Raw genomic sequence first — 12,020 nt, forward strand, 5'->3', positions numbered from 1 at the left:
GTCCAGTGCGACACGGGGGGCTCCTTCCAGACGGGGGGCGACGCTGGCGGGCAGTTCAAATGGACCTCCTGCGCAAGTGAAACCGCGGTATACCCGGCAATTGTGAAATTACGGTCTGGACGCGCGCGCGACGCGACCGTGCACAGATCGGGCTATAGGGGGGCGAAAGGGTCATGGGCGGCCTCTCCACAGCATGACGGGACACCCACCCGGTCCGGAATGTATAAGATGCCGCGTTTGAGGCGCGTCGGACGACCATCACTGCGGGTGACAGGAAGTTTGCCGGAGTTGTCGGTCGGCTCTGTTTCACCGGGCCTTACTCCGGCTATCATTTAGCCAGCTTGTGGGGGCCAGGCCAGAGGTAGGTACATGCGATGACGACCGGTGCGCGCAGCACGCGTGCTCTCGTGTCGCGCCGTACTTCGGCCATCTCGTCGCCGCCGCTGTTCATCCGTTACGCCTGGTTGGTCGAAGCGGCCCTGTTGGTCTGGGGCACCTTCGCCCTGATTGATCTGCATTCGACCGGCGGGGACTGGGCGAGGCTGGCCCTGCTCGCCGTGCTCGCACTCGGCTACGAGGAGGTAGGAAAACGCCTCGCCCGGGTGCAGATTCGGCTGGGCGCTGACCTGACCCACGACATGACGTCCGTATGGGGCGTCGCCGCTGCGCTTGTCCTCCCCCTGGGCATGGCGCCGGTCCTGCTTGCCTCGCTGGGCGTGTACGGCTGGCTGCGGCGGGACCGGCCTGCCGGGCGCCCCCTGCACCGGTCCTGTTTCAACGTCGCCAACGCCATGCTGACCACGCTCATCACCGCGTGGGCACTCGGCCTTCTCCGCGACGCCACGGCCGGTCTGCCGTGGACCCTGTCGCGGGCGGTGCCGTATCTCGTCGTCATAGTCGCCTACGCGCTGGTCAACCGCGCGCTGGTGACGCCGGCGCTGCTGGCCCTCGGCGCCCGGGGCAAGGATCTGTACGGCACGCTCCACGACAACCTGACCGAGTTCGCAACACTCTGCCTGGGCGGGCTGGTCGCCGCCGCACTGCTGGAACAGCCGTGGCTGGCCATCCTCGCGATCGCGCCGATGATCACGTTGCAGCGGGGCGCGCTCGTTCGCGAACTCGAGACCGCGGCGTCGACCGACGCCAAGACCGGGCTGTACAACGCCATCACCTGGGAGCGCATCGCACAGCGCGAACTCACGCGTGCGGAGCGGACCCAAGGCAGTACCGGCGTGATCATCATCGACCTCGACCGCTTCAAGCTCGTCAACGACCGGTTCGGACACCTCGCCGGCGACCAAGTGCTACGCGGCATCGGGCAGCGGCTGCGCACGGAGGTCCGCGAGTACGACACGGTCGGCCGGTTCGGCGGCGAGGAATTCGTCGCCGTGCTGCCGACCGCCTCCGATGGGGACGCGCTCGTCGTCGCGGAACGGCTGCGCTCGCGCATCCACGACCTGCGCATCTCGGACCTGGTCGATGGTGTCGCCCCGGAGAACGACGGACGGCTGTCCGTCTCGATCGGCGTGGCCTGTTCACCGACCGACGGCAGCGAGCTCACCGATCTGCTGCACTCGGCCGACGCCGCGCTCTACCGTGCCAAGGCCCTCGGACGCAACCGCGTGATGCTGGCCGATCGCGGCGCCGGTGGCGGCCGGGATCGCATCTCCGCGCGCTGAGCGCCGCACAGTCGTCCGCCGGGCCTCGGCGGGGCACCCGCGGGCACCGCTGGGCCGCAGCTAGGGTCGTACCGACCTCTGCGGAAGGACGGATTCAGTGGCGAGCATCGAGGCGGTCGGCGCCCGGGAGATTCTCGACTCACGCGGCAACCCGACGGTCGAGGTCGAAGTCGCCCTCGACGACGGCACGCTCGCCCGCGCCGCCGTGCCCAGCGGCGCGTCGACCGGCGCGTTCGAGGCGGTGGAGCTGCGCGACGGGGGCGAGCGGTACGGCGGCAAGGGTGTCGAGAAGGCCGTCACCGCGGTGATGGACGACATCGCTCCAGAAGTGATGGGCCTGGAGGCCAGCGAGCAGCGGCTGCTCGACCAGGCGCTGCGTGATCTCGACGGCACCCCCGACAAGAGCAGATTCGGCGCGAACGCCATCCTGGGCGTCTCCCTGGCCGTGGCGAAGGCGGCGGCGAGCTCGGCGAACCTGCCGTTGTTCCGCTACCTGGGCGGCCCGAACGCCTACCTGCTGCCCGTCCCGATGATGAACATCGTCAACGGCGGGGCGCACGCGGACTCCAACGTCGACGTGCAGGAATTCATGATCGCGCCGATCGGCGCGCCCACGTTTGCCGACGCCCTGCGGTACGGCGCCGAGGTGTACCACGCCCTGAAGTCCGTGTTGAAGGGCAAGGGCCTGAGCACCGGGCTCGGCGACGAAGGCGGCTTCGCGCCGGACCTCGAGTCCAACCGCGCTGCGCGCGCCCTGAGCGTCGCAGCGCTCGAGCCGGCCGGCCTGCAGCCCGGCACCGACGTCGCGTTGGCCCTGGACGTCGCCGCCACCGAGTGCTACGCCGACGACGCCTACACCTTCGAGGGCAAGCAGCAGACGTCGGACGAGATGGTCGCCTACTACACGTCGCTGCTCGAGAGCTACCCGATCGTGTCCCTCGAAGACCCGCTCGCCGAGGACGACTGGCCCGCCTGGGAGGCGCTCACCGGCGAACTCGACGAGCGCGTGCAACTGGTCGGCGACGACCTGTTCGTCACCAACCCCGACCGGCTCGGCCGGGGTATCGAGTCGGGTGCGGCCAACGCGCTGCTGGTCAAGGTCAACCAGATCGGCACGCTGACCGAGACGTTCGACGCCGTCGACCTCGCGCACCGCCACGGCTACCGCTGCATGATGAGCCACCGGTCCGGGGAGACCGAGGACACCACGATCGCCGACCTCGCCGTGGCGACCAACTGCGGTCAACTCAAGTCGGGCGCGCCGGCCCGCACCGACCGCACCGCGAAGTACAACCAGCTGCTGCGTATCGAGGACGAGCTCGACGACGCGGCCCGGTATGCCGGCGCAGGCGCATTCCCCCGGTACCTGCCGACGCCGTTCCGCGGTGCGTCGGAGGGCAGCTGAGCACATGGTGCTGCGCCAACGTCAGCGCCGGCGGTCCGCGCGGCCCATCCTCACCGGCCGCGCGATCGTGCTGGGTGCGGTCTCCTTGCTGCTCGTCGTGCTGCTGGCCTCGCCGGTGCATCGGTACCTGGCCAGCCGCGGCGAGGTCGGCGCTGCGGCGAGCAAGCTGCACGACGATCGCGCGCAGCTCGCCCGGCTGACGAAGCAGCACCAACGCTGGGCCGACCCGGGGTATGTGCAGCGCGAGGCGCGGATCAAGCTGCAGTTCGCCATGCCCGGCGACACCGTCTACGTCGTGGTCGACAAGGGCCAGCGCACGACGATCGCGAAGTCCTCCGGCGTGCGGGCGGCGCAGGCGCGCGGCACCGGGTGGAACACCCGCCTGTGGAACAGCGTGCGCGCAGCCGACAAGTGACCGCGGCCGACCTCACCCAGGCAGACCGCGACGTCGTCGCCGAACAACTGGGCCGCGCACCGCGCGCCATCCGCGCCGTGGCACATCACTGCCCCTGCGGGAACCCCGACGTCGTCGAGACCTCGCCGCGGCTCGCCGACGGGACACCGTTCCCGACGCTGTACTACCTCACCTGCCCACGCGCCGCGTCGGCGATCGGCCGGCTCGAGGCCGACGGCACGATGACGAGAATGACCGAGCGCCTCGGCGCGGACGCGGACCTCGCCGCTGCCTACCGCAACGCACACGAGGTTTACCTCGCCCGGCGTGAGCAGCTCGGCCACGTCGAGCAGATCGCCGGGATCAGCGCCGGCGGCATGCCCACGCGGGTGAAGTGCCTGCACGTGTTGGTTGCCCACGCACTCGCCGCGGGGCCGGGCGTCAACCCGCTCGGCGACGAGGCCCTCGCGCAGCTGCCCCCGTGGTGGTCGACGGGGCCGTGCGTCGAGCGGCCGGAGCAGTCATGACGCCGGTGGCTGCCATCGACTGCGGCACCAACTCCATCCGACTGCTGATCGCCGAACCCGAGGGCGGCGGTCTGCGCGACGTGACCCGCGAGATGCGCATCGTGCGGCTCGGCGAGGGCGTCGACCGCACCGGCCGCTTCGCCCCGGCGGCACTCGAACGCACTCGTGCCGCAGTGCGTGAGTACGCGGCGACGATCGAGCGCAGCGGCGCACGCCGCGTCCGGATGGTTGCCACGAGCGCGACCCGCGACGCCGCGAACCGCGCCGACTTCGTCGCCATGGTGCACGCCGAGCTCGGCGTCGAGCCGGAAGTGATCACCGGTCTCGAGGAGGCTGCGTTGTCGTTCACCGGCGCTGCGAGCGTGCTGCCACAGTCGCGCGGGCCATTGCTCGTCGCGGACATCGGCGGCGGCTCGACCGAGCTGGTGCGCGGAGACCTCGCCGACGCCGCGGCGGCCGACCGCACGCTGCAGTCGCACAGCATGGATGTCGGCTGCGTACGCATGACCGAGCGCTACCTGCACGACGACCCGCCGACACCCGCGCAGGCGGCCGCGGTCGTTGCCGATGTGCAGTCCGCACTGGACGCCGCCGCAGTCGATGTGGCGTTGGAGCCGGACGTGCCGTTGGTCGGGGTGGCCGGGACCGTGACGACGATCGCGGCGCTGGTGTTGGGCCTGCCGCGCTACGACTCTGCGCGCATCCACGGCGCACGCATTTCGGCCGAGCAGGTCTCCGACGTCACGCAAAGCCTGCTCGCGATGACCAGGGATCAGCGCGCAGCACTGCCGGTGATGCATCCAGGGCGCGCGGATGTCATCGGCGGGGGCGCGCTGGTGCTTCGCACCGTCGTGGAGCGGACCGGCGTCACCGCGGTGACCGCCAGCGAACACGACATCCTGGACGGGATCGCACTCGGCCTCACCTGAGCCTGCAGCTCAGTCCTTCTCGACGAGCTTCGCCTTCTCCGCGGCCTTGTCCAGCTTCTTGTCGGCCTTGGACGCCTTGCCGGGCGGCGCCTGGTTGCCGGTGATCGCCGAGTAGACGGCTTCGGCGCTGCGCCGCGTCACCAGGTCGGCGATCACCACGCCGACGGCCGACAGCGCACCCCAGGCAACCGCGTCGGCGAAGGCGACGTTGTCATCGGTCGGCCTGCGCGGCCGGCCGGTGGCGCCGGTCGCCTGCCACGTCCGCTCGATGAGCTTGCGGGTCGCGATCCCCACCGGAATGCCGATGGCGATGCTCAGGACCTTGACGGTGATCTTCGCGCCTGCGTCGGCCATCTACCTCTCCTGTCACGAACAGCGATCGAACCGACCCTACCCACGTCGTGGCCGGCGGGATCCTGCGAAGCTGGAGCGATGTCGGTGCCGCCCGGATCGGGTTGGCCGGGTGACCCGGCCGGCCCGCGCACTCCCGTCGCACGCGGCCCGTCGGACGTGGTGCGCCTCGCCCGTACAGCGAACGCGGCCCAGGTCGCTCAGCGCCTCAGCGTCTGCCGCGCCTGCCCGCGCCTGGTGGCGTGGCGCGAGGAGGTCGCGCAGGTACGGCGGCGGTCGTTCGCCGACGAGGAGTACTGGGGCCGTCCGGTGCCCGGGTTCGGTGACCCGACCGCGCGCATCCTGGTGGTCGGCCTCGCGCCGGCCGCCCACGGCGCGAACCGCACCGGGCGGATGTTCACCGGCGACCGCAGCGGCGACTGGCTCTACGCGGCGTTGTACCGCACCGGCCTCGCCAGCCAGCCGCACGCGGTCTCGGCGACGGACGGGCTGCGCCTGGACGACGTCTACATCACCGCGCCGGTGCACTGTGCGCCGCCGGCGAACAAGCCGACGCCGCAGGAGCGCGACGCGTGCCGCCCGTGGCTGGTGCGCGAACTGCAGCTGCGGTGGCCGCGGGTTCGGGTCGTGGTGGTGCTGGGCGGCTTCGGCTGGGCGACGTTGTGGCCGACCCTGCGCGCGGCCGGCATCGCGGTGCCTGCGGCCGCGCCGCGCTTCGGGCATGGCGTCGAGGCGCACGTCGACGGCCGCACGATCCTCGGTTGCTACCACGTCAGCCAGCAGAACACGTTCACCGGACGGCTGACCGAACCGATGCTGGACGCGGTGTTCGCGCGGGCAGTCGAGCTGGCTCGGCTCAGCTGAGCCGGTCACGGGCGGCCTGCGGCAGCGGCTCCGGATGACCGCTGCCGTCGGTATTCACGTAGACGGTGGTCACCGTGCAGCTGCGCCGTTGGCCGACGCTGATCTCGAAGGTGAGGTCGAAGCTGGTACGGCCGACCTTTGTGCATCGCACGTCGACGTCGACGGTCTCGCCCCACCGCGCGGGCGAGCGCCACGTCAACGTCGACGTCACCAGGTGCACCGCCTCGGCCAGGTCCGGCAGGCCGCGGTGCGCGCAGTACGCAGCGAGCGCTTCGTCGCAGTAGAGCAGGTAATGCGCGTTGAAGACGACGCCCTGTTGGTCGCACTCGCCGTAGCGCACCGGCGCGGACCACGTACTCATCGCGCGGTGGCGACGCGCTCGCGCAGGCCGGTGAACATCAACTCGACGGTGGCCCAGTCGAACGCGCCGCCGGCCGCAGCGAGCAGCTTCGACTTCGTCCGCATGCGCAGCCGCAGGTGCAGCCGGGTGCGGTCGGGGCCGTCCAGCGTCAGCAGTTGCCCCCAGCTCATCGCGAAGACGCCGTCTCCATCGCGTCCGTCGGCGGGCCAGCGATGGTCGTTGCGGGTGTCGCGCAGGGAGTGGAAGAGCAACAGCCGCTCCGGCTCCAGCGCGACGATCCGCAGCACCGGTGTGCCCGGTCCCCAGTCGGCGTGGTCCTGGCCGACACGCACGTCGGTCAGCGCGGCGTCGATGTGTCGCAACCCGCGCCTGCCTGCCGGAACGAACCGTTCGACCTGCGCGGGGAAGTACCACCCGGCGCGGCCCTTGCCGAGTTGCGCGAGCCACGGCCACACCTGCTGCGGCGGGGCCGGCAGCGTGACGGCGCGATCGACGACGTCCGTCGCGTCCGGCACGAGGTCGTCGCCGGGCAGTACGGCGGCGACTTCGGCGTCCGTAGCACCCGACCGGTGGGCGAGTGTTCGCAGTTCGTGCAGGCGCTGTGCTGGACGGACGGGCATGCGTTCATCCTGCCGGGCGGCACAATGACCGTGCGCCCCCGTAGCCCAATGGCAGAGGCAGACCCCTTAAAAGGGTTCCAGTGTCGGTTCGACCCCGACCGGGGGTACGGACGCCGGGCGCGAGTTCGCGCTCAGCTGCGCTCGAGCACGACCACCGGGATGTTGCGGCTGGTCTTCTTCTGGTATTCCGCGTAGTCCGGCCAGACCTCGACCATGTGCTGCCACATGGCGGGCTTCTCGCCCGGCTCCGCGGCACGGGCGTGCGCCGCGAACTTGTCACCCTTGATCTGCACCTCGACGTCGGCGTCGTTCTCGATGTTCTTGAACCAGTCCGGAGCGGCGTCGTCGCCGCCCTTGGACGCCACGATCAGGTAGTCGTTGTCCCACTCCCGGAAGATCAACGGGCTGACGACGTCCTTGCCGGACTTGCGACCGGTCGTGTGCAGCAACAGGATCGTGGTCCCGTTCTCCCACTCGTAACCCTCGCGGCCGTCGGTCTCCTCGTAACGCTCGACGTGTTCCTTGCCGTACAGCATTCGCATCCCTTCGCTGGTGTCCGGAATAGGGTGCCCGCGCAGCTCGTTGGCCAAGCAGTTGCATCTGCAACGAACTGCGAGGAGTGTGATCGTCATGGTCGCCGTTACCGCCGACACCCTGGTACTGCCGCGCGTCAAGGACGCCGGGCTGGGCGACACCGAGCGTCCCGTGCTGGCCGTCTCGACCGGGCCGACCGGCTTCGAGGGTGAGGGCTTCCCGGTGCGCCGCACGATGGCCGGCATCGCCTACCAGCACCTCGACCCGTTCATCATGATGGATCACATGGGCGAGGTGGACTATGCCGCCGGCGAACCCCGTGGCACGAACTGGCACCCGCACCGCGGCTTCGAGACCGTCACTTACTTGATCGACGGGCAGTTCATCCACCAGGACACGCACGGCGGGGGCGGCGTCATCCGCGAGGGCTCGACGCAGTGGATGACGGCCGGCGCCGGCCTGCTGCACATCGAAACGCCGCCGGAGAAGCTCGTCGAGGACGGCGGCCTGTTCAACGGTTTCCAGCTGTGGGTGAACCTGCCTGCGGCGGACAAGTTCAGTACGCCCGCGTACCAGCCGGTCGAGGCGTCGGATCTGCTGCTGCTCGCGAGCGCCGATGGTGGCGCGTTGTTGCGGGTGATCGCCGGCGAGATCACCGGCGCCGACGGTGTGGTGCACAAGGGTCCGGGTTCGACGCACACGCCGATCACCCTGCTGCACGCGTCGGTCGCGGCCGGTGCGCGGCTGTCGCTGCCGTGGCAGGCCGACTACAACGCGCTGGCCTACGTGTATGCGGGTTCGGGAAGCGTCGGGACGCAGGGCGAGCCGATCCACGCCGGACAGCTCGCGGTGTTCGGCGCGGGCGACCGCATCACGCTCGCCGCCGACGCACGCCAGGACAGCCGCACGTCGTCGCTCGAGGTCATCCTGCTCGGCGGTCGGCCGATCGGCGAGGCGATGCAGCAGTACGGCCCGTTCGTGATGAACACCCGGGCGGAGCTGCAGCAGGCACTCGAGGACTATCAGCGCGGTCGGCTCGGGGTCATCCCGCCGGACGCGATCATGCCGCACGTCTACAGCGGCGACCGCGAGCCGACCGACCGGCCGTAGGCCGCGACACTCACGTCGACGCGCACCTCGAGCACGTCGGGTAGGTGCGCCGCGCGGCGCGCGAGCTCGGCGGCGTCGTGGTGCGCTGCGCTCGGGCCCATCTCGGCAGCAGCGAGCGCCGCGGCGTGGTCGAGGGCCAGCGGATAGGTGACCCGTTGCTCCGCCAGCTGATCGAACCGGGCGAAGGTGGCCGCTTGCCGCCGCGCCTTGTCCGGGTCGACGCCGATCAAGCCGAGCCGGTCGACGAGCTCGCGCAGATGCCCGTCACGTGGCGAGACCACGATGAACACACCGTCCAGCGCGAGGATGCGTTCGACCTCGTCCGCGTTGCGTGGGCCGAAGATGCTCAACACCGCGGCAGCGCGGCCGGTAACCAGTGGCAACCGCTGCCACGCGTCGGCGCCCACCGCTGCGGCGCGGGCATGGGCGCTCGCCGCCCGGCGCAACGCCGGCACCGACAGGTCGAGGCACAGGCCGGTGGCCCGCTCGTTCTTCCCGAGCGCGGCGGCGAGGTAGTAGCCGGTGCCGCCCGCGACGTCGACCACCAGCCCGGCTGCATGCGCCGTCGCGTCCGCCACCGCGTCCGCGATCAGCGCGAAATGACCGGCGGCGAGGAAGGCCGCGCGTGCCGCCACCATGGCTGCGGTGTCCGCCGTACCCGGCCCGCGGGCCCCGGCGGTCAGGTTCAGGTAACCCTGCCGTGCGACGTCGAAAGCGTGCCCCTGCGGGCAGGACACCGTGCCCGCTGAGCGGGTGAACGGATCGGCGCAGACCGGGCAGCGCAGATCCGCCAGCACCGCGTCGAGCGCGGTGCGTTCCTCGCTCAGCGCTCGACCGTGATCTCGCCCATCTCGCCCCAGCCGTCCATCCCGGCGATCTCGGTGCTGACGATGGACGGCGTGGACTGCAGGTAGTCGCCGAGCTCGCCGGTCGCCTTCTTGAAGTGAGCGGACTGCACGTGCTCACCGCCGGCGTCGGAATCGCGGAACGCCTCGACCAACACGAAGACGTTCGGGTCGTCCGCGCTGCGCGACCACTCGAAGAACAGATTGCCGGCCTCGGCGCGCGTCGCCTGGGTGAACTCGTCGACGGTGTCCAGCCAGGTGTCGACGTGCTCGGGCAGGACACTCCACTTGACCACGATGAAAATCATGCGTGCAGCCTTCCCGCGAGTGTGGCGTGTCGCAACCGTCCGGTCAGGCGTCGACCCACTGCGCGCCGTCGAGCACCTGCGCCACCGGCGCCGGCAGGTGCCGTGGTCGCTCGTCCAGCAGGCAGGCGAGGGTGAACGCGGCGGCGTAGCCGTCGTACTCGCGGTGGTGACTGAGCATCGCGTGCTTGCCGCCGTCGATGCGGATGTAACCGACCTCGCCGGTGCGCGCGGCCCGGCGGGCGACGGCAGCCGAGTTCTGCGGGCTCGCGATGCGGTCCTGCGTGCCGTGCACGAACAGCGCGCGCCGGCCGCCGAGGTCGACGTCGTCCTGGGCGTACACCCACGGGGCCAGCGCGACGGTGCAGGAAACCTGGGGGTGCGGTGTCACGAGCAGCGCGGCGCGGCCGCCCAGCGAGTGGCCGATCAGCCCCACCGGCAGATCGCCGTAGCGGTCGTGGATCTGCTCGAGCGCCCAGCGCGCGTCCTGCACGGGTGTGTGCCGGGTGTCCCAGCCCCGGACCGAGTTGAGCAGCCGGAACACGGCGAGCTCGCCGCGTCCCAGCCGGTTGACCCGCCCGGCGATCGGCACCATGCGCAGGACCGACAGCTGGGTCGGGCTCACCATCGGCTCCCCGCGCCGGCTCGCGCCGCCGTGCATGACGAGCACCGCGGCGCGCGGGTTATCGGTCCGGCCGACGGGAATGAGGCGTGGTGCGGGCATGAGCAGGGCCTGCCCGCGGGCGGCACCGGCCAATCGTGCGTGAGACGGTGACCATGTGCGCCGCTTCAGCCAGGTCGACGTGTTCACCGACGAGCTCACCCTCGGCAATCCGGTCGCGGTCGTGCACGACGCCGACGGTCTCGACGACGCGCAGCTCGCTGCGTTCGCGCGCTGGACGAATCTGTCCGAGACGACGTTCCTGCTGCCGCCGACCGATCCCGTCGCCGATTACCGCCTGCGCATCTTCACTACCGGGCGCGAGCTGCCGTTCGCCGGGCACCCGACGCTCGGCTCCGCGCGGGCCTGGCTGGCCGCGGGCGGCGTGCCGCATGCGGACCTGATCGTGCAGGAGTGCGGCGCCGGGTTGGTGCACGTGCGCCGTGACGGTGAGCGGCTGGCCTTCGCCGCGCCACCGTTGCGACGCAGCGGTCCGGTCGACGACGCCGACCTCGAACCCGTGCTGCGTGGGTTGCGGCTCGACCGCCGCGCGGTGCTCGACGCGGCGTGGGCCGACAACGGCCCCGGCTGGCTGGCGGTCCTGCTCCGCGACGCCGAGGCCGTCCTCGCCGTCGAGCCGGACTTCGGCCGGCTGGGGACGCCCGACGTCGGGATCGTCGGCCGCTACGCCGGCAGCGGCCCGGCCGACGTCGAGGTGCGCGCGTTCGCCGACTTCGGCCTGGAGGACCCGGTCACCGGCAGCCTCAACGCCTCGATCGGCCAGTGGCTGATCGGGGCCGGTGTGCTGCCCGAGCGCTACGTCGCGAGTCAGGGGACCCGGCTGGGCCGGCGCGGGCGGGTGCACGTCGAGCGCATCGGTGGCGCTGACGGCGCCGGCGGCGCGGGGGGCGCCGGCGGTCAGGTCTGGGTCGGCGGCGACACGGTCCTCGGCGTCTCCGGCACCGTCGCCCTCTGAGCACCCCGGTCACTGTCCGTTCTTGCATGCCGAGCTGACCAGTTTCCGGGCCGGAAAGTGGTCATGTGAGCATGCAAGAAGGGGGCGGTGGGGCGTTCGCCGTGAGCGGACGGACCCTCTGGAACATTTAGACGGCCCGCGGCCTTGAGTCGATGACGCTCAAGAATGGCGACATCTGAAGACAAGAGGCAATTCATGTCCGATGTGGTGACCCTGCCCATCCTTTCCGTTCCCGACCTCGTGGTGCTGCCCGGCATGGTCGTGCCGGTCGAGCTCGACAGCGACGCCCGCGCCGTCATCGACGCCGCGCGCGCCAGCTCCGACAGCCAGCTGCTGCTGGCCCCCCGCCTTGCCGATCGCTACCCGTCCTTCGGCGTCGTGGCGTCCATCGAGCAGGTCGGCCGGCTGCCCGGCCGCATCGTCCGAGCCATCACCGAGGCCGGCTCGATGAACCCGGTC

The 12,020-nt window shown here is 71.1% G+C and carries 16 protein-coding genes and 1 tRNA gene; 10 read left to right on the forward strand and 7 right to left on the reverse strand.

Features of this window, described 5'->3' with window-relative positions:
* The first annotated feature begins 374 nt into the window (after window positions 1-374).
* The 5 genes from ACFFCN_RS17155 (at window position 375) to ACFFCN_RS17175 (ending at window position 4,934) form a co-directional block, all read left to right on the forward strand.
* The gene (locus tag ACFFCN_RS17155) at window positions 375-1,679 is read left to right on the forward strand and encodes a diguanylate cyclase (RefSeq protein WP_375493621.1); all 1,305 of its coding nucleotides are present in this window, start codon (window positions 375-377) and stop codon (window positions 1,677-1,679) included.
* 97 nt (window positions 1,680-1,776) lie between these two features.
* Window positions 1,777-3,084 carry a phosphopyruvate hydratase gene (eno, locus tag ACFFCN_RS17160; RefSeq protein ID WP_375493623.1) on the forward strand — a complete coding sequence of 436 codons (1,308 nt, stop codon included), beginning with the start codon at window positions 1,777-1,779 and terminating at the stop codon, window positions 3,082-3,084.
* Between the two features lie 4 nt (window positions 3,085-3,088).
* A complete protein-coding gene (locus ACFFCN_RS17165) occupies window positions 3,089-3,499 on the forward strand; it encodes a septum formation initiator family protein (RefSeq protein ID WP_375493625.1) in 411 nt (136 codons plus the stop codon).
* On the forward strand, window positions 3,496-4,005 hold the full coding sequence (locus ACFFCN_RS17170) for a DUF501 domain-containing protein (RefSeq protein WP_375493627.1): 510 nt from the start codon (window positions 3,496-3,498) through the stop codon (window positions 4,003-4,005). Before ACFFCN_RS17165 ends, ACFFCN_RS17170 begins: the two co-directional genes overlap by 4 nt.
* Window positions 4,002-4,934, forward strand: a complete 933-nt coding sequence (locus tag ACFFCN_RS17175) for an exopolyphosphatase (RefSeq protein WP_375493629.1) — start codon at window positions 4,002-4,004, stop codon at window positions 4,932-4,934. Before ACFFCN_RS17170 ends, ACFFCN_RS17175 begins: the two co-directional genes overlap by 4 nt.
* A gap of 9 nt (window positions 4,935-4,943) precedes the next feature.
* Here ACFFCN_RS17175 and ACFFCN_RS17180 read toward each other — a convergent pair whose 3' ends face one another.
* Window positions 4,944-5,288, reverse strand: coding sequence for a DUF4235 domain-containing protein (locus ACFFCN_RS17180; protein ID WP_375493631.1), 345 nt, complete (start codon window positions 5,286-5,288; stop codon window positions 4,944-4,946).
* Window positions 5,289-5,366: 78 nt separating this feature from the next.
* On the opposite strand from ACFFCN_RS17180, the gene ACFFCN_RS17185 reads away from it, so the two are divergent.
* Window positions 5,367-6,149, forward strand: a complete 783-nt coding sequence (locus ACFFCN_RS17185; protein WP_375493633.1) for a uracil-DNA glycosylase — start codon at window positions 5,367-5,369, stop codon at window positions 6,147-6,149.
* On the opposite strand, the gene ACFFCN_RS17190 is transcribed toward ACFFCN_RS17185, so the two are convergent.
* Together ACFFCN_RS17190 and ACFFCN_RS17195 are read right to left on the reverse strand one after the other, a co-directional pair.
* On the reverse strand, window positions 6,142-6,510 hold the full coding sequence (locus ACFFCN_RS17190; protein ID WP_375493634.1) for an acyl-CoA thioesterase: 369 nt from the start codon (window positions 6,508-6,510) through the stop codon (window positions 6,142-6,144). The genes ACFFCN_RS17185 and ACFFCN_RS17190 overlap by 8 nt on opposite strands.
* Window positions 6,507-7,130, reverse strand: a complete 624-nt coding sequence (locus ACFFCN_RS17195) for a hypothetical protein (RefSeq protein ID WP_375493636.1) — start codon at window positions 7,128-7,130, stop codon at window positions 6,507-6,509. The genes ACFFCN_RS17190 and ACFFCN_RS17195 overlap by 4 nt, the downstream gene beginning before the upstream one ends.
* A 34-nt stretch (window positions 7,131-7,164) precedes the next feature.
* Here ACFFCN_RS17195 and ACFFCN_RS17200 point away from each other — a divergent pair.
* Window positions 7,165-7,237 (forward strand) — tRNA-Leu (locus tag ACFFCN_RS17200).
* A 24-nt stretch (window positions 7,238-7,261) separates the two neighbouring features.
* Here the strand turns inward: ACFFCN_RS17200 and ACFFCN_RS17205 are convergent.
* Entirely contained in the window at window positions 7,262-7,666 is a 405-nt protein-coding gene (locus tag ACFFCN_RS17205) for a nitroreductase family deazaflavin-dependent oxidoreductase (protein WP_375493646.1), read from the reverse strand.
* Window positions 7,667-7,760: 94 nt separating this feature from the next.
* On the opposite strand from ACFFCN_RS17205, the gene ACFFCN_RS17210 reads away from it, so the two are divergent.
* Window positions 7,761-8,774: a pirin family protein gene (locus ACFFCN_RS17210; RefSeq protein ID WP_375493637.1), complete on the forward strand. Its 1,014-nt coding sequence runs from the start codon at window positions 7,761-7,763 to the stop codon at window positions 8,772-8,774.
* On the opposite strand, the gene ACFFCN_RS17215 is transcribed toward ACFFCN_RS17210, so the two are convergent.
* Genes ACFFCN_RS17215 through ACFFCN_RS17225 form a run of 3 tightly spaced genes read right to left on the reverse strand, consistent with a single transcriptional unit; the run spans window position 8,738 to window position 10,648 of the window.
* Entirely contained in the window at window positions 8,738-9,571 is an 834-nt protein-coding gene (locus ACFFCN_RS17215) for a putative RNA methyltransferase (protein WP_375493638.1), read from the reverse strand. The two genes, ACFFCN_RS17210 and ACFFCN_RS17215, sit on opposite strands and share 37 nt — an antisense overlap.
* 26 nt (window positions 9,572-9,597) lie before the next feature.
* Window positions 9,598-9,927 (reverse strand): putative quinol monooxygenase, encoded by a 330-nt coding sequence (locus ACFFCN_RS17220; RefSeq protein WP_375493640.1) that lies wholly within the window; start codon window positions 9,925-9,927, stop codon window positions 9,598-9,600.
* A gap of 43 nt (window positions 9,928-9,970) precedes the next feature.
* Window positions 9,971-10,648, reverse strand: coding sequence for an alpha/beta hydrolase (locus tag ACFFCN_RS17225; RefSeq protein WP_375493642.1), 678 nt, complete (start codon window positions 10,646-10,648; stop codon window positions 9,971-9,973).
* A 55-nt stretch (window positions 10,649-10,703) separates the two neighbouring features.
* On the opposite strand from ACFFCN_RS17225, the gene ACFFCN_RS17230 reads away from it, so the two are divergent.
* Together ACFFCN_RS17230 and ACFFCN_RS17235 are read left to right on the forward strand one after the other, a co-directional pair.
* Window positions 10,704-11,561, forward strand: coding sequence for a PhzF family phenazine biosynthesis protein (locus ACFFCN_RS17230; RefSeq protein ID WP_375493643.1), 858 nt, complete (start codon window positions 10,704-10,706; stop codon window positions 11,559-11,561).
* Window positions 11,562-11,756: 195 nt separating this feature from the next.
* On the forward strand, window positions 11,757-12,020 hold a 264-nt coding region (locus ACFFCN_RS17235; protein WP_375493644.1), incomplete at its 3' end, for an LON peptidase substrate-binding domain-containing protein.

It is taken from the genome of uncultured Jatrophihabitans sp., from assembly GCF_964246335.1.
Lineage (GTDB): Bacteria > Actinomycetota > Actinomycetes > Mycobacteriales > Jatrophihabitantaceae > Jatrophihabitans.